18 protein-coding genes, 2 tRNA genes and 1 pseudogene are annotated in these 17104 nt (G+C 43.0%); 17 read left to right on the top strand and 4 right to left on the bottom strand.

Features of this window, described 5'->3' with window-relative positions; translation table 11 throughout:
- From EDD59_RS15745 to EDD59_RS15695, 12 genes and pseudogenes are all read left to right on the top strand, one after another.
- Nucleotides 1-273: pseudogene (locus tag EDD59_RS15745) on the top strand (hypothetical protein); the annotation flags it as partial.
- A gap of 232 nt (nt 274-505) precedes the next feature.
- A complete protein-coding gene (gene rplS / locus EDD59_RS15740; protein WP_132383608.1) occupies nt 506-853 on the top strand; it encodes a 50S ribosomal protein L19 in 348 nt (115 codons plus the stop codon).
- An 82-nt stretch (nt 854-935) separates the two neighbouring features.
- On the top strand, nt 936-1604 hold the full coding sequence (lepB, locus tag EDD59_RS15735) for a signal peptidase I (protein WP_132383606.1): 669 nt from the start codon (nt 936-938) through the stop codon (nt 1602-1604).
- Between the two features lie 14 nt (nt 1605-1618).
- Nucleotides 1619-2470, top strand: a complete 852-nt coding sequence (gene ylqF, locus EDD59_RS15730; RefSeq protein ID WP_132383604.1) for a ribosome biogenesis GTPase YlqF — start codon at nt 1619-1621, stop codon at nt 2468-2470.
- Between the two features lie 33 nt (nt 2471-2503).
- A complete protein-coding gene (gene lepB / locus EDD59_RS15725) occupies nt 2504-3049 on the top strand; it encodes a signal peptidase I (protein ID WP_132383602.1) in 546 nt (181 codons plus the stop codon).
- Complete coding sequence (locus tag EDD59_RS15720) at nt 3042-3809, top strand: ribonuclease HII (protein WP_132383600.1); 768 nt, start codon at nt 3042-3044, stop codon at nt 3807-3809. The genes lepB (EDD59_RS15725) and EDD59_RS15720 overlap by 8 nt, the downstream gene beginning before the upstream one ends.
- A 5-nt stretch (nt 3810-3814) precedes the next feature.
- A complete protein-coding gene (locus EDD59_RS15715; protein ID WP_132383598.1) occupies nt 3815-4174 on the top strand; it encodes a YraN family protein in 360 nt (119 codons plus the stop codon).
- A gap of 6 nt (nt 4175-4180) precedes the next feature.
- Complete coding sequence (pgeF, locus tag EDD59_RS15710; protein ID WP_132383596.1) at nt 4181-5050, top strand: peptidoglycan editing factor PgeF; 870 nt, start codon at nt 4181-4183, stop codon at nt 5048-5050.
- Complete coding sequence (locus tag EDD59_RS15705; RefSeq protein WP_330572191.1) at nt 5047-5988, top strand: mechanosensitive ion channel family protein; 942 nt, start codon at nt 5047-5049, stop codon at nt 5986-5988. The genes pgeF and EDD59_RS15705 overlap by 4 nt, the downstream gene beginning before the upstream one ends.
- Before the next feature lie 134 nt (nt 5989-6122).
- On the top strand, nt 6123-6278 hold the full coding sequence (locus EDD59_RS17875; RefSeq protein ID WP_165920969.1) for a hypothetical protein: 156 nt from the start codon (nt 6123-6125) through the stop codon (nt 6276-6278).
- A gap of 111 nt (nt 6279-6389) precedes the next feature.
- Nucleotides 6390-6462 (top strand) — tRNA-Ala (locus tag EDD59_RS15700).
- A gap of 102 nt (nt 6463-6564) precedes the next feature.
- Nucleotides 6565-6637 (top strand) — tRNA-Thr (locus EDD59_RS15695).
- A 566-nt stretch (nt 6638-7203) separates the two neighbouring features.
- Here EDD59_RS15695 and EDD59_RS15690 read toward each other — a convergent pair.
- On the bottom strand, nt 7204-8331 hold the full coding sequence (locus EDD59_RS15690) for a glycerate kinase family protein (protein WP_132383594.1): 1128 nt from the start codon (nt 8329-8331) through the stop codon (nt 7204-7206).
- A 160-nt stretch (nt 8332-8491) separates the two neighbouring features.
- On the bottom strand, nt 8492-9580 hold the full coding sequence (locus EDD59_RS15685; protein ID WP_132383592.1) for a CdaR family transcriptional regulator: 1089 nt from the start codon (nt 9578-9580) through the stop codon (nt 8492-8494).
- Nucleotides 9581-9967: 387 nt separating this feature from the next.
- On the opposite strand from EDD59_RS15685, the gene EDD59_RS15680 reads away from it, so the two are divergent.
- The 5 genes from EDD59_RS15680 to EDD59_RS15660 all read left to right on the top strand — a co-directional run bounded on the left by EDD59_RS15680 (nt 9968) and on the right by EDD59_RS15660 (nt 15411).
- A complete protein-coding gene (locus EDD59_RS15680; protein ID WP_132383590.1) occupies nt 9968-10828 on the top strand; it encodes an NAD(P)-dependent oxidoreductase in 861 nt (286 codons plus the stop codon).
- Nucleotides 10829-10914: 86 nt separating this feature from the next.
- On the top strand, nt 10915-11628 hold the full coding sequence (locus EDD59_RS15675) for an ABC transporter ATP-binding protein (RefSeq protein ID WP_132383588.1): 714 nt from the start codon (nt 10915-10917) through the stop codon (nt 11626-11628).
- Entirely contained in the window at nt 11625-13202 is a 1578-nt protein-coding gene (locus tag EDD59_RS15670) for a putative ABC exporter domain-containing protein (RefSeq protein ID WP_132383586.1), read from the top strand. The genes EDD59_RS15675 and EDD59_RS15670 overlap by 4 nt, the downstream gene beginning before the upstream one ends.
- Nucleotides 13203-13261: 59 nt before the next feature.
- Nucleotides 13262-13738, top strand: a complete 477-nt coding sequence (locus EDD59_RS15665; protein WP_132383584.1) for a methylglyoxal synthase — start codon at nt 13262-13264, stop codon at nt 13736-13738.
- 140 nt (nt 13739-13878) lie between these two features.
- Complete coding sequence (locus EDD59_RS15660) at nt 13879-15411, top strand: sodium:solute symporter family transporter (protein ID WP_132383582.1); 1533 nt, start codon at nt 13879-13881, stop codon at nt 15409-15411.
- A 78-nt stretch (nt 15412-15489) separates the two neighbouring features.
- On the opposite strand, the gene EDD59_RS15655 is transcribed toward EDD59_RS15660, so the two are convergent.
- On the bottom strand, nt 15490-16524 hold the full coding sequence (locus EDD59_RS15655; protein WP_132383580.1) for a proline racemase family protein: 1035 nt from the start codon (nt 16522-16524) through the stop codon (nt 15490-15492).
- 170 nt (nt 16525-16694) lie between these two features.
- A complete protein-coding gene (locus tag EDD59_RS17870; RefSeq protein ID WP_165920968.1) occupies nt 16695-16973 on the bottom strand; it encodes a hypothetical protein in 279 nt (92 codons plus the stop codon).
- Between the last annotated feature and the right edge of the window lie 131 nt (nt 16974-17104).

The following is a 17104-nucleotide window of genomic DNA, read 5'->3' as shown; positions in this document are numbered from 1 at the left end:
GAGAACCAGTTACACTGGCAGTTGGATTTCACGTTCCAGGATGATAAAAATACAAGCATGGCCAAAACGGGGGCCAAAAATCTGCAGATTATGAAAAAGATAATAATGTCGATCTTACGGTTGGTAAAAGAAAGCTATAAGATAAGCATGAAAAGGATTCGGTATGAACTGTCCTTGGATTATGAAAATGAAACCGAACGTATGCTCTCCATGTTGGATATAAGTAGTATACAGAAAGCATTAGAGTCTACAGGGGGTTCTTCCCTGAAATAAGACAACTCTCTATATTTTTCAAGCAGCACCATACGGTGCTACTTGAAATAACAATTTATAAGTTTAACCTGCTGGAATTTAAAAAAGACTTGAAACTTACAAGGAAATATGATAGAATACAACAGTTGTGAAATGAACAGGGATGGTCCTCTGATACAAAAAGAATTCTATGGACATTTGATGAGTCTGTATTCAAGTATTAAGAACGTCTAAATATGAAGGAGGTCACACGATGAATGATATTATCAGGAGTATTGAGGCAGAACAGTTAAAAGAGAACGTGCCGGAGTTTAATGTAGGCGATACGGTAAAAGTATATGCCAAGATTAAAGAGGGTACACGTGAAAGAATTCAGGTATTTGAGGGAACAGTTCTGAAGAAGCAGGGTGGAAGCACACGAGCTACCTTTACAGTGCGCAAGAAATCCAGCGGAGTCGGTGTCGAGAAGACATGGCCGCTGCATTCGCCCAGCGTTGAAAGCGTAGAGGTTATCCGCAGAGGTAAAGCCAGAAGAGCAAAACTGAACTACTTGAGAGGCCGTGTCGGTAAGAGAGCTAAGGTAAAAGAATTAGTAAAATAGTAACTGTGAGAGGGACAAATACACCATGTATATTGTCCCTTTTAATATAATGAGAACTATCATCTATTTATGAGGAAGAAAGATGGCAGATTTAAATTTTCGAAAAAAGCGCAAAAGACAGGCAAAAAGAAAACAGAGTGTGAAAAAGGAACGGGATCTTAAGTTCGCAGCAAGAAAACCAGGATTGAAATTTCAGCAAGAAAAGTCACATTCAGAAACAAAAAATACAGGCGCTATTGTAAACTGGATTCTTCAGATTGTGACTGTCTGTGTTGTTGCATTTGTACTTGTCTGGTTTTTCGGACAAAGAGTAAGTAATGCAGGAGATTCCATGAAGCCTGCCTTGAAAAATGGTGATGTTGTAATGGTAAATAGGCTTGTCTATAATGCAAGCAGGCCGAAGCGGGGAGATGTTGTTGCATTCAAACCCAACGGAAATGAAAATGCCCACTATTTTATTAAACGAATTGTGGGCCTTCCGGGGGAGACGATACAGATTCAGGATGGCCTTGTTTATATTAATAACAAGGCTGTGAAGGAACATATTCATGCGAAGAATATAAAGGATTCCGGTGTTGCAGCTGAGCCGCTTACGCTGGGTGACGGCGAATATTTTGTGATCGGAGATAATCATGCCGGCAGTGATGACAGCCGGATGGCGGATATTGGTAATGTAAAGAGAAGAGAAATCTATGGAAAGGTCTGGTTCGTTACCAGTTTAGGCTCTGATTTTGGCTTTGTAAAGAGATAAGGGAGGAAGAAAATATGTATTTTCAGTGGTATCCGGGTCATATGACCAAAGCAAAACGCATGATGCAGGAAAACATAAAACTGGTAGACCTGGTCATTGAACTGGTGGATGCCAGAATTCCGGTAAGCAGCAGAAATCCAGAAATTGACAAACTGGGAAAGAACAAGGCAAGGCTGATTCTGCTGAACAAGTCGGATTTGGCAGAAGACAAGTGGAATGATTCCTGGGCAGAATATTTTAAGAAAAGGGACTATTCGGTCGTAAAGGTAAACTCCAAAAAAGGCGGAGGAATCAAATCCATACAGGGTGTGATTCAGGAAGCCTGCAGGGAGAAAACTGAAAGAGACCGAAAACGGGGAATTCTGAATCGCCCGGTGAGGGCTATGGTGGTGGGAATTCCCAATGTGGGAAAATCAACATTTATTAATGCTCTGGCTGGAAAAGCATGTACAAAAACTGGCAATAAGCCGGGTGTGACCAAGGGAAAACAGTGGATTCGCCTGAACAAAAATGTGGAGCTTTTGGACACGCCGGGCATACTTTGGCCTAAATTTGAAGATCAGACCGTGGGTCTTCGACTTGCATTCATTGGCTCTATTAAGGAAGAAATTCTCAATGTGGAGGAGCTATCCATGGAACTGATTGGTTTTCTAAAGGAATTCTATCCGGGAATTCTAAAAGGCAAGTATCAGATTGAAGAAATGGAAGATAACTTTTTATGCCTGAAAGAAATCGCAAAAAGCAGACATTGTTTAATAAAGGGCAGTGAACTGGATACAGAGAAGGCTGCAAGGCTGCTTCTGGATGATTTCAGAAATGGAAGACTTGGGAAAATAACACTTGAATTTCCTTATAATTATGAATAAGATATAAAGAGACAGCAGAAAGAGGGATTAGGCATGAATCAGGAAAAAAGTATTATAAGGGAACTGTTTGGCTGGATTGTGTATATATTGATTATCATAGGGTTGACTTACCTGATTATTACATTTGTAGGCCAGCGCACCCGTGTCAGTGGTTCTTCCATGGAGACTACGCTGTCGGACGGAGATAATTTGATTGTGGATAAGATATCCTACCGTTTCAGGGAGCCAAAGAGGTTTGAAATTATTGTATTTCCTTATCAATATAAGGAAAATACATACTATATAAAGCGTATTATAGGCATGCCAGGAGAAACAGTGCAGGTGAAAGAGGGAAAAGTATACATCAACGGTCAGGATTTGGATGAACACTATGGAAATGAAGATATGATTGCTCCGGGAATTGCTGAAGAACCAATTCTATTGGGGAATGATGAATACTTCGTCCTGGGAGACAACCGAAATCACAGTGCCGACAGCCGGGATGAGAGCGTAGGTGTACTTCACAGAAAGGATCTGCTGGGAAGAGCATGGATCCGTATCTGGCCTTTTGATAAATTTGGAGTGATTAAGCATGAGTGAGAGGATTAGCCGGATTAAGCAGAAATTTGAACAGGCCGGGAGTCGTGAGCTTCCAGGGCTTTATGAGAAATATGCCGGGGACAGCCGCAGCGGAGTTAAAGCTCTGATATTGAAGTACAGAAGACGAGAAGAAAAACTGCTTGCGGAACAGCTTCGTCTCAAAGAGATGAGAAAGTTTGAGCTGAAGTATGAGCAGTATGCCTATATCTGTGGTATTGACGAGGTTGGAAGGGGTCCTCTGGCAGGCCCCGTAGTGGCAGGTGCGGTGATTCTTCCAAGGAACTGTGAGATACTTTATATCAATGATTCTAAAAAGCTTTCTGCAAAAAAACGGGAAGAGTTATATAAGGAGATTATGGAAAAGGCGGTTGCCACTGGAATCGGTATGGCAGGCCCCGCCAGGATTGATGAGATAAATATCCTGCAGGCAACTTATGAAGCTATGCGTGACGCTATAGCAAATTTGGACCCGAGGCCGGAGCTGCTGCTCAATGATGCAGTGACTATACCGGAGGTTACAATTCCACAGGTGCCTATCATTAAAGGGGATGCAAAAAGTATTTCTATCGCTGCGGCCAGTATTATTGCCAAAGTGACAAGGGACAGATTAATGAAAGAATATGATAAAATATTACCTGGCTATGGGCTCGCAGAGAATAAGGGGTATGGGACTGCGGCTCATATTGAAGCATTGAAGAGATTGGGGCCTACACCGATTCACCGGGCATGTTTTATAAAAAACTTTGACATCGCAATATAGAAATAATGGAAGAGAAGAAACAGAATAATAGAAAAGTGGGTTCAGATTATGAGCAGGCTGTGGGGTATTACCTGGAACAACAGGGATATGTTATTTTGCAGTTCAATTACCGCTGCCGCCAGGGTGAGATTGATATCATAGCCAGGGACGGGCCATATCTGGTGTTCTGCGAGGTGAAATACCGGCAGGACAAAAAGAAAGGCAGCCCATTGGAGGCTGTTGACATGAAAAAGCAAAGAACACTTTACAAGTGTGCCTCTTATTATCTGGCGGTTCGGGGTATTTCCGACAGCCCTTGCAGATTCGATGTAATCGGAATCGAGGGGGAGAAAATTATACATATCAAAAATGCATTTCAGGGGTGAATATTTATGAGCTTAGGTCTGCAGTATAAAAGTGAAAAGAAGATTTTTCAGGAAATAGAGACGGATACTCCATATTTGGAATATCCGTTATTTAAAAATACAGGGATTGTGAGACACGGGTTTTCCACCCGTCTGGGAGGTGTCAGCGAAGGCTGCTATTCGTCGCTAAACTTAAGTTTTACGAGAGGAGACAAAGAGGAAGCCGTCCGGGAAAATTTCCGGAGGATAGGGGAATCGATAGGGGTAAACAGTGAGGATATGGTGTTTACTCAGCAGACCCACACTACGAATGTCCGCGTTGTCACAGATGAAGAAAGGGGAATGGGAATACTGCGCCCCAGAGGCTACAGCGATGTGGATGGTCTTGTCACCAATGTGCCGGGAATTTGTCTGGTTACCTTTTTTGCAGACTGCGTCCCTCTTTATTTTGTGGATCCCGTAAAAAGGACAATTGGCTTAAGCCATTCGGGGTGGCGGGGAACAGTAGGAAAAATTGGGAAAGTGACAGTAGAATTGATGCAGGAGGAATATGGATCTAATCCTGCCGATATCCTGGCAGCGATTGGTCCTTCTATTTGCCAGGAGTGCTATGAGGTCAGTGAGGATGTCATTGAACAGTTCAGGGAACACTTTGACGAAAATAGCTGGAAACATTTGTTTTACAGGAAAGATAACGGTAAATATCAGTTAGATCTCTGGAAAGCCAACGAAATAATCTTTCGGGAGGCCGGGATTCTCAAAGAAAATATAGCTGTAACAAATTTGTGTACGCACTGCAACAGCGAGGCACTTTTCTCTCACAGGACAATGGGAGACAGGCGGGGAAATATGTGTGCCTTTCTTGCTCTGCAGGCGGAGAAAGGAAAGAAGATATGAATATGACTTTGGGAGAAACAGGTATCACATCCGCAGAAGAAGTGGCAGGAGAAGTGACAAGCGAAGTGAATCGGATAACACAATATTGTCAGGCTCATCTTCCGGATATAATTAATTTTGGAATCAAAGTGGTGTTGGCTCTTGTGTTCTTTTTTATCGGCCGCATTGTCATACGTTGGCTGCAAAAACTTGTAGAGCATTCTTTACAGAGAGGTAATGCCGACCGGGGCGTGATTCAGTTTATCAGCTCTCTGCTGAAATTCAGTCTGTATGCGCTGTTAGTTTTTATTATTGCAACAAATCTGGGCATAGAATCATCTTCTGTGGCGGCATTAATAGCCTCTGCCGGAGTAGCTATAGGTCTGGCACTCCAGGGAAGTTTGGCTAATTTCGCCGGAGGGGTTCTGATACTTCTAATGAAGCCGTTTGTGGTGGGTGACTATATTATTGAGGATACCCAGAAAAACGAAGGAACAGTAAAGGAGATACAAATATTTTATACGAAATTATCAACTGTGGATAATAAAATTATTGTCATACCTAACGGTACACTTGCAAACAGCAGCCTGACAAATGTAACAGCGCGCCCTGAGAGGCAGTTGGATTTAAGGGTAAATATTTCTTATCAGGCGGATCTGAAAAAGGCCAAGTCGCTGCTGGAGGAGCTGCTGGCAAAAGATACTTCGGTTATACATGACGAAGACAGTACAGTGTTTGTTGATTCCCTTGGCGACAGCGCAGTCACATTGGGGCTTCATGCATGGGTGAAGACTGCGGATTATTGGAATACCCGGTGCAGACTGCTAGAAAAAATTAAGCTGGCATTTGACAAGGAAAAGGTCGAAATGCCCTATCATCAGCTGGCAGTGCATATGTATCAGAATATAAAAGAAGAGTCAAAGAGCCCGCAGCAAGCTGACGGGGCATCAAACTTGTAGCGCAGCAAGCTGCGGGGTCTTTGACCCTCGCGGCAGTCGCCAAATGGAAATGCTTGTATTTCCGTTTGGCTCGTTGCTCGCAGGAATAAAATAAATAATGTGGTACACACTAACTCCGAAAGGAGTGTGCGCACATGGATAAGAAAACAACATCTGAAAAATCCTTAAATAGCCTAAAAGATTATTCTCAAAGTAAGGATGCTTATGACGGAAATATGGATTCTCCCAAACCCACAGAGCCGTTGCCCGAATCCGAGCGGCCGAGAAAAGATGGCCCCGGAGGCGAGTAGGAGTCTATAAACTTAAAAAGCAAACAGCCGCAATCCCTTGTAATGGTGGATTTGCGGCTTATTTTCATATTTCCATTGCTTTTTGTTTCTACAGTGTTATACTATTTCCATGGGGTATTGGCGCAGTTGGGAGCGCGCAACATTCGCATTGTTGAGGCCACGGGTTCGAATCCCGTATACTCCAGTTATTCAAAAACGTGAAAAGGCTCAGCGTAAAAGTAAAAAAATAGTTGAAAATCCTCTGGAAAAGAGATATAATGACAAAGGTTCGTCTTTTGGACTATAGGCTGAAATAGCTCAGTTGGTAGAGCACTTCACTCGTAATGAAGGGGTCGTCGGTTCAAGTCCGATTTTCAGCTTGAAGGAAAGCCACAAATTCAGTGCTTCCAAGGGATTGTGGCTTTTTGCGCGTTTTCCGGCCGAATGAAAGGCTAAGTCCCAAAGTAGCAGTTCAGCCATCAGCTCGATTCCACCCCAAGGGTACCGTCCTTGTTAAACAACCACACTACGGTTGCTAACCAAGGACATGTGCTGCGCTTCATCTCGCTGTGGCAGAGCGCCATATGAATTTTCGGCAGCATATGCATACGAAAGCAAGCTTTCTCCTGCCTACGCTGTCAAAAATTCGATGGCTGAACTGTTACAAAAAATATAAAATTTCTCTTGCATCACATGCGGATTAGATGTATAATAGATTCCGTGGGAATTTTAGGTATGGGTTACAGAAGATAATTTATAAGTTTGAAGAGGCATCTTGCAAAGTCAGGGTGCCTTTCCTGTACAAAAGTCAAAGACCCCGCAGCAAGCTGCGGAGTCTTTGACCCTCGCGGCAGTCGCCAAATGAAAATGCAAGCATTTCCGCTTGGCTCGTTGCTCGCGGGAATAAAGTATAAATGAGAGAAGCCGGGAGTTCCCCGGCTTCTCTCTATATAATGCGGAATACCTGTTCCACAGTATCTGTCATATTGGCCCGTGCATTCTCAGGCTCCATTGCCTCTTCCAGCGTGGTGATTCCCCTCACAATAGGAAAAAAAGCATCTATGCCGGCTTTGTTACAGGCTCTGGCATCTTTTGTGACTCCGCCTGCAAATGCAAGGACTTTCACATTGTATCTCTTTGCAAGGCGCGCAACCCCTACAGGCGCCTTCCCCATTGCAGTCTGATGATCCAGTCTGCCTTCGCCGGTAACTGCGATATCGGCATCCTTTAATGCATCCTGCAGTCTGACTGCATCCAAAATCAACTCTATCCCGGGAATCAGACGGGCGTTCAGGTAACTTAAAAGGGCAAAACCAAGTCCCCCCGCCGCACCGGCCCCTTCTGTTTCTAAAAAGTCATTACCCATAACCATCGATGTAATTGCTGCAAAATGGGACATATCGGCATCCAGCCTATCCAGCATTGCACCAGACACCCCCTTTTGCGGGCCATAAATATATGTAGCACCATTTTTGCCGCAGAGAGGATTGGTTACATCACATGCAACCTGAAAATGGCATTCCTTTAATTTAGAATATACATTGTCCGTTTTAATGGAAGTTATTTTGCCGAGCGCCTGTGCCCCCTGCCCGGTTTCCTGGAAGTTCTTGTCCAGAAAAGTGTATCCTAAAGCCTGAAGCATCCCGATACCCCCGTCATTTGTAACACTTCCGCCTAAGCCGATGATGAAATTACGGCAGCCTCTTTCGGCAGCATCCTTTATCATTTCCCCCACACCGAAGGTGGTGGCAGTCAGTGGATTCTTTTCCCCGTTGGGGACGAGGACAATACCGGCTGCAGAGGCCATTTCAATAATTGCAGTGTCGGTTTCTTTTAGATATCCATAATAGGCATCAACCGGTTTTCCCAGGGGGCCGGTGACAGTGATAGAAATTCGTTCTCCCCCCATACCTTCTATCAAAGCATCTGTGGTTCCTTCTCCGCCGTCAGCCAGTGGTTTAACAATAATTTCCGCATCCGGACGGGCACGGAGAATGCCATCCCGGACAGCGAACCCGGCATCCATGGAACTTAAGCTTCCTTTGAAAGAATCAACAGCGACAACAACCTTCATATAAAACCTCCAAATTTTCCAGTCTAGTATTTCTTATAAAGCATGGATTCCCTTCATAAGCATCTGACAATAGTATAGCAGATTCCTTTTGAAAATATATAGTACAGGTAATGAAAAATCAAGTAAGGGGTGTCATGTATACCAATAATGCCACAGGTTTCTATATTCTGTTCCTGCAGAGAAATGCAAACTGCAAAAGAAATGCATCTTGGAACACCCGCGGATTCAGTCCTGTTTTTTCTGTGATTTTATCCAGTTGATATTGTAATGTATTTTTGTGTATAAACAATATTTCTGAGGCATCTTTCAATGATAAATTACATGCAAAATATGTTTCTAGAATATGAAGTTCTTTTTCAGTCAATGAATTTAATAAGTGTTCATAGTATAGCTTCTGAATATTTCGCGGAAGATTTTCCAGCACAAATTCTAGAGAAATGTCCTCTATACTGCAAAGTGCCAAATTGATCCGCTGTGCATGTTCTTGGGCGGACTGTGCACTTTTATATGATTGGTTCAGCTGATAGAGAGGGACAAAAGGGCCAATACCGGCACACAGTCCCCCTTTATATTTGCGGCAGAATTCTTCGGAAGAAAACTTAGCAAATGTTTCTCTGTCAAAAATGACAATCCACTCGTTTGGATAGAGATAAAGTGAAAGATGGCAGCCAAGCTCTGAAAAATAAAAGCCAAGGGAGCGCTCCAAAGCCGTGTCCCGCATATGAATGGATAATACAGCATAATCCATTGTCTGATCAATTTGGTATTTTTCGAGCAATGCTTCCAGCTGCTTGGGGTTCTGGATGTTATTGTAAATAAGGGAAGTAACCATATAGTGGAGAGAACGATTTTCAGACAGGAGCTCTTCATTGAGCTGCTGTTCTTTTAGAAATACTTCTGTGATTTTTGTAATCAGGAAACCAAATTGTTCGAGTTCGTCTGGATTGCCTGTGATACCAATAGATGCTATAGGGGTCCCCTCAAAAAAGATTGGATAGTTAACCCCACTTTGTGCTCCCTTATAATCATGCTGTCGACTGACAAAGACAGGAATGCCTTGTTTTATCGCTGAATAACCGGCTTCATGAAAAGTGCCGATGCGTTTTTCATTTGTACTTCCGATAATGATTCCGTCGGCATTGATAAGGTTGATATCACTTCCCACAACCTGATAGACGGCTTTGACGATCTGCGATGCCACTTGTTTAGAAAGCTCCATTGTAATCCCTCCGATGTATAAAGTTTGCATGTATAATTTTCCCCTTGAATTGCTGACAACCAATAAGATATGATGTAGGGGTCAAAAGGTATTTTGCCCCCTGATGCCTACGGATTGCTCCGCACTTTGTGCTCCCGCAATCCTAAAAACATTCGAAATCCGCTCTGCTCGGGCTACTTTCTCATGTTTTTCGGGCCCCAAAGTCATGCTTTTTCATGCAAGCATGAAACGCACGACCTTTTGACCCTGGTATCATAAGATATATGGTTATTATACCAGGTAAATAGTATACATACCAGGAAATTTGTTGTATTTTGGATTACCTGTCCATGTGTTCAATTTGCTTATGCCGCATTGACAAATAATAGGGCTAATTGTAAACTAATGACAAATGGATATAGGAAGGGGAAAGTGCATATGAAGAAAATTGGGTTTATTGGAGTGGGAATTATGGGAAAGTCTATGGTCCGCAATTTAATGAAGGCGGGTCTTGAACTGCATATTTATGCCAGAAACAGAGCAAAGGTAGAGGATGTAATCGGGGAGGGGGCCATTTTCCATGACAGTATTGCCGGTTGTGTTGTGGGATGTGAAGTTGTGATTACGATTGTCGGTTTCCCAAAGGACGTAGAGGAAGTGTATTTTGATGCCGGCAACATTTTGGACAGCGCAGAAAATGGTACATACCTGATTGATATGACAACCACGAGTCCGCAGATAGCGGAAAAGATTTATACGGAAGGAAAAAAGAAAGGATTTCATGTGCTGGATGCCCCTGTGACGGGCGGTGATACTGGTGCAAAAGAAGGGACTCTGTCTATCCTTGTGGGAGGTGACAAGCCAGATTACGAGTTATGCATGCCGCTTTTTGAGGCCATGGGAACTAATATTAACTACCAGGGGAAAGCGGGAAGTGGACAGCACTGCAAGTTGGCAAATCAGATTATGATTGCTGGAACGCTCTCAGGGGTCTGCGAAGCTCTCGCTTATGCAAAAGCCAAGGGACTTAACCTGGAGACCGTTTTGAAATCGGTTTCTACAGGTGCAGCCGGAAGTAAGCAGCTTGATACATTTGGTCCCAAGATTCTGGAGGAAGATTATGCCCCGGGATTTTTCATGAAACACTTTATCAAGGATATGAAACTGGCATTGATTGAGGCAAACATAAGTGAATTGGATTTGGGAGTGCTCAGTCAGGTGCTTGCCAGCTATGAAGAACTGGAGGCTGAAGGGTACGGCAATCTGGGTACACAGGCACTTATGAAATATTATGAATAATCATTTATTGACAGGAATGAAAAACCCTCGTATTATTGTATTATAAAAGTAGTACAATAATACGAGGGTTATTTTAGGAGGAAATTATGCTGGAAATACAAGAATTGAGTAAATCATATGGAAAACATCTGGCAGTTGACAAGGTCAATCTCTTTATTCCAGACGGTCAGGTGGGAGTACTGCTGGGGCCAAACGGAGCAGGAAAATCCACTATTATAAAATGTATTGCAGGGCTGCTCCGATATGATGGGCGGATTGGAATACAAGGAATCGGGGCAAAAAAGCTGGAGGCAAAAAAACTTTTTTCTTATGTCCCGGAAATGCCGTCCATGTTTGATGCGCTTACTGTGAGAGAACATATTGAATTTGTCAGAAATGCATATAATAGCTCTGCTGAGGATGAGTATATAGAGGAAATGCTGAAACGTTTTGAGCTGCATGATAAGCAGGATAAACTGGGCAATGAATTGTCCAAAGGAATGATGCAGAAGGTAAGCATTTGCTGTGCCCTTGTTACCCTGCCCAAGGTTATTCTTCTGGATGAACCTATGGTAGGGCTGGATCCGGGAGCCATTAAAGAGTTAAAAGCTGTGCTGCTTGAATTGCGTGATAAAGGAGCAACAGTTTTGATCAGCACTCATATGCTGGAGATGGTGGAAGAACTGTGGGACATTATGTTTGTGATGGAAAAAAGCCATATTATCGGCTCCTATAAGAAAGACGAGGTAGGAGAGAAGGATTTGGATGCTCTGTTCTTTGAAATGACAGGAAAGCCGGACAAAGGCGGTGAGAAAAGATGAGAGCATTATTTTATCTGACAAAACAAAGTCTTGTAAATAATGTGAAAAGAGCAGTAAAAAAGCCGATTACCCTTTTAATTATGATTGGAGGAATTATCTATGGCGTTTTTGTTATAGTAATGCTCGGACAGCTTGTCAGAACGGTGAAAGTTGATTCTGTAAGAGGATTGCTGGCAATTGTAACAATATGGACGATTTATATGTTTTTTGGAAATTTTGCCAGCTATTCCTCCAGGAAAGGCATTATATTCCGTCCTGCCCACGCACATTTTGTGTTCCCCGCACCTATTAGTCCTAAGTTAATATTAATTCACGGTGCATGGATGAATTATCTGCTGTCTATCATTGTCGCAATCGTATTTTTTATCGCCGGGATTACTGTATTTCAGATTGAAGTCTGGAGAATGCTGCTGTTTTTTCTGACTGGCTGTGTGCTGGAACTTCTTATGGAAGGCAGTATTATGACTTATCTGTATGCAAATGATAGAATATCAGCGGAGAATATGAAATGGGTTGGCAGGATTATCAGGGCTTTTCTGATAGGTGTCAGTCTGTTGATTATACTGTATTTTAGAAGATATGGATTGACTCTGGAGTCAGCATGGTCATTCTTTGACTGGCCTGGTCTGCAGATGATACCGTTTGTCGGATGGAATATTTCAGCTTATCATCTGATCCTTTTGGGGCCTGCACCATTGAATATTGTATGTACCACATTATATCTGCTGTCCGTTGCCGGGATGTTTGCTGTGGCCAGGCACATGAAATGTGAGGGCGGATACTATGAAGATGCGGCAAAATTTGCGGATGACTATGCGGAAATGAAGCAGCAAAAGAAAAACGGAGAGATGGTAACGAGTGTAGGAAAGAAGAAAAAGAAATTTCGCCGTGTGAAGGAGCATTATGAGGCCACAGGGGCAAAGGCCATATTTTACAGGCAGCTTTTAGAATATAAAAAGGAAAAGTATTTTATTTTTTCTAAAATGACGCTTTTGACGCTTTTTATCGCAGTTTTCTTTTCATATATGATGAAAGACAGTGTGACAGAAACAGGCATGCCCCAGATGATTTTGCTTGGTATCGTAGGATATATGACTCTGATAACAACAGGATATCTGGGGAAATGGGAAAATGAGATTAAGAGTCCGTACCTGTTTTTGGTACCTGACAGTCCAATAAAAAAGCTGTGGTACTCTACCTTAATGGAGCATATTAAGGCGCTGGCAGATGGCTGTATTTTGTGTATTATTCTTGGAACTGCATGGGGAGTCCGCCCCGGGCAGATTGCAATGGCGGTGCTGATCTATACTGTACTGCAGGCAAACAGGATGTATATAAAGGTAGTGGTACAGTGTCTGCTTGGAGACAGCTTTGGGAAAACCGGGCAGGACATTATACGGATGCTGATTCAGATGATGACGCTGGGACTGGGTATTGGGGCTGCAGTCCTCGTTGGAACATTAATTAATATAGATTTTGTATTCCCAATTATACTGATCTATAGTATTATTGTAACTGTAATCATCGGTTTGCTGGCATCCTTCCGTTTTTATTCTATGGAGCAGTTTGCTTAAACAAACCGGATAAGATGACAGAAACAAACAGAAGAGATAGAATAGTGGGAGGTAATACGATGTTAGAAGACGATTATGTAGCGGTTGAAATTGGAAAAGCGAAACATATCGCACTGGTAGCTCATGACGGCAAGAAGAAGGAGATTGTAGACTGGTGTGACAGAAATAAAGATATATTAAAAGGACACTTTCTATGTGGGACAGGAACAACGGCCAGGCTGATTTCTGAAAGGACAGGACTTCCGGTAAAGGGATACTGCAGCGGGCCTCTTGGAGGAGACCAGCAGATTGGGGCAAAGATTGTAGAAGGACAAGTAGATTTTATGATTTTTCTCTGGGATCCGTTGGAGGCACAGCCCCACGATCCAGATGTGAAGGCTCTGCTTCGGATTGCAGTTGTATATGATATTCCTATTGCAAATAACCTGGCAACTGCAGACTTTATGCTGAATTCTATATATATGAATGACACATACAGCCGGCAAATTGAGAATTTTAATAAGACGATACATGACAGAGTAGAAAAGATGAAATAAAAAGAGGATTTTGCTACAATGCCCGCTTTACTTGTTGACAGTAAAGCGGGCATTATGGTAGTATGAATTCATTGAGTTTAGTACTTTAAAGCGTTACACTTTAAAGCGGATAAGCGAACATAGAGAAATGAGGAAGAGAGATGGGGACTAAACTGACTTTACTAATTTTATTTTTTTCCATAATGGTAGGTGTAGGAATTTACGCCAGGAGACATGCAAGAAGCGTGGATGGATTTGTACTTGGAGGGCGCTCTGTGGGACCCTGGCTGACTGCATTTGCCTACGGAACCTCATATTTTTCGGCAGTGGTATTCGTGGGGTATGCAGGGCAATTCGGATGGAAATATGGAATAGCCTCCACATGGATTGGGATTGGCAACGCTTTGATTGGAAGTCTTCTGGCCTGGGTGGTACTGGGCAGAAGGACGAAGGTTATGACCCAGCATTTAAAATCTAGGACAATGCCCGATTTTTTTGGAGAGCGCTATGGCAGTAATGCCCTGAAAATTGCAGCATCTGTGATTGTATTTGTTTTTCTGATACCCTACACTGCATCTGTATATAATGGATTGTCCAGGTTGTTCGGCATGGCATTTGGAATCCCTTATGAATATTGTGTCATCACAATGGCTGTATTTACGGCGGTGTATGTAATTCTGGGAGGGTACATGGCGACAGCGATTAATGATTTTATTCAGGGAATTATTATGCTGATTGGAATCGTGGCGGTGATTGTATCCGTACTGAGCGGGCAAGGGGGGTTTTTGGATGCAGTGCAGAAACTGGCACAGATCCCGAGTGATATTCCTGTGTCTTTAGGGCAGCCCGGTGCGTTTACCTCATTTTTGGGGCCGGATCCGGTGAATCTTCTTGGGGTGGTAATCCTTACCTCGCTGGGAACCTGGGGGCTGCCGCAGATGGTTGGAAAGTTTTACGCCATTAAAGATGAGAAATCTATCAATACGGGGGCGGTTATTTCTACACTTTTTGCAATTGTAATATCAGGAGGGTGCTATTTCCTTGGAGGCTTCGGAAGACTTTTTGACAATCCGGAATTATACAATACGGGTACAGGAGCGGTGATTTATGACAGTATCATCCCTTATATGCTTTCTACACTTTCGGATTTGCTGATTGGTATTGTGGTAGTACTGGTGCTTTCTGCTTCAATGTCTACATTGTCGGCACTGGTTTTGACTTCCAGTTCCACCATGACCCTGGATTTATTAAAAGATAATATTATAAAAAATATGAGCGAGAAGAAGCAGATTGTGACTATGCAGTTGTTTATTATATTTTTTATTGTTGTGTCTGTTGTGATGGCTCTTGACCCGCCTACATTTATTGCACAGTTGATGGGGATTTCATGGGGAGCCCTGGCGGGAGCATTTCTGGCACCGTTTTTATATGGACTGTATTGGAAACGGGTTACACGGGCTGCTGTGTGGGCCAGCTTTATTGTGGGAGTAGGCATTACGGTATCAAACCTGTTCATTGGATATATTGCTTCACCCATTAATGCAGGGGCAGCTGCCATGATCGCAGGGCTGGTTGTGGTGCCGGTTGTGAGCCTGGTAACGCCAAAGCAGTCTAAACAAAAAGTAGATGAAATATTCAGCTGTTATGATGAGAAGGTGACGATTACGAAGAAACGTTCTTTGGAAGAAAATTAGGAGCACTGCAGCTGAACCTAAAAAGGGATTGTGCAAAATGGATTTCCTCATTTTGCACAATCCCCTAAAAGGTTCTTGTTAGCCCACTTCAAAACCGTATTTTAATGGATCTGTAGGATCAATCAGGTATGTAGCTACGCCGGTTAAATAGGCGCTTCCGGTGATCATTGGAATAACAGCATCGTAATCGCCAACCTTTGTTGTCTCTTTGATTACACCTTTGAACCGGGTTCCGATAAAGCTTTCATAGATGAACTCTTCGCCCACGCCGATTTCTCCCCAGTGATGTAATGTAGCAAGTTTTGCACTCGTACCTGTTCCACAGGGGGAACGATCTGCCATGGCATCGCCGAAAATGACTACATTTCGCATATTTGCCTTGTCAGGATTCGGTGTAGGACCGTAGAATTCCACCAGGTCAACGCTTGTAATGTCAAGCAGGGGATGCTGGATGGGGATTTCCCGGTTAATTACATCAAGCATTTTCATTCCCAGCTTCTGGAATTCAGGAATTGTTTTTGGACTAATATCTGACATTCCGATTTTTGTTGTGTCAACTAGGGCAAAGAAGCTTCCGCCGAATGAAATAGTAAAAGGAATTTCTTTCCCATCAATTGTTACAGAAAGATTCTCTTTGTAAACAAAAGCAGGTACGTTTGTCAACGTTACTGATTCTACCTTGCCGTCTTTTACGGTTGCATCCGTGTGGATTAATCCGGCCGGAGCTTCCAGAACTACATGGTTGATACCTTCTTTGGCTTCCATAAGTCCCGCTTCTAAGATAACTGTTACACTTCCGATTGTACAGTGCCCGCACATATTCAGGTATCCGCCTGTATCCATGAAGATTACCCCAAAATCAGCTTCTTTGTTGACAGGCTCGCAGAGGAATGCACCGAACATATCATGGTGCCCCCTTGGCTCGAACATAAGGGCGGTACGGATGTGGTCGTAGTTTTTAATCATCCAGTTTTTCTTCTCAATCATTGTGGTGCCTTGCGGCTCCGGAGCCCCGCCGATTACTACACGGCAGAACTCTCCGACGGTATGAGCATCAACAACCTGTAATGCAGCCTCAAACCGGTCGAAATTAACATTTGCTTTCAATTCCATTTAAAAAAACCTCCTTTGATTGTTTTAACCTCCCTGAACCTTCAAATTGTCTTTTAATTAACAATTAGTACGTATTCTAGAACCTGGTTCAGTCTATAAGATTATTATAAGCGAAGATTGCTCTAAAAGCAAGAACCTTGGACGGAATAAAATAAGTTATAGTTCATCCATCAGCTCGATTCCACCCCAAGGGTACCGTCCTTGTTAAACAACCACACTACGGTTGCTAACCAAGGACATGTGCTGCGCTTCATCTCGCTGTGGCAGAGCGCCACATGAATTTTCGGCAGCATATGCATACGAAAGCAAGCTTTCTTCTGCCTACACTGTCGAAAATTCGCATGGTTGAACTGTAATAAAAAATGTAACAGTTCATCCATCAGCTCGATTCCACTGCGCTTCATCTCGCTGTGGCAGAGCGCCACATGAATTTTCGGCCGTATATGCATACGAAAGCAAGCTTTCTTCTGCCTACACTGTCGAAAATTCGCATGGCTGAACTGTAATAAAAAATTGTTAAAAATTGATAAAGGAGTTGTAAACAGGATTTTTTTTTAGTACAATATACACATAACGCGTG

Origin of the sequence: Muricomes intestini (assembly GCF_004346165.1) — a bacterium.
Lineage (GTDB): Bacteria > Bacillota > Clostridia > Lachnospirales > Lachnospiraceae > Muricomes > Muricomes intestini.
The sequence above is the reverse complement of the archived record's forward strand: the minus strand, read 5'-3'. Positions and strand labels throughout refer to the sequence as shown.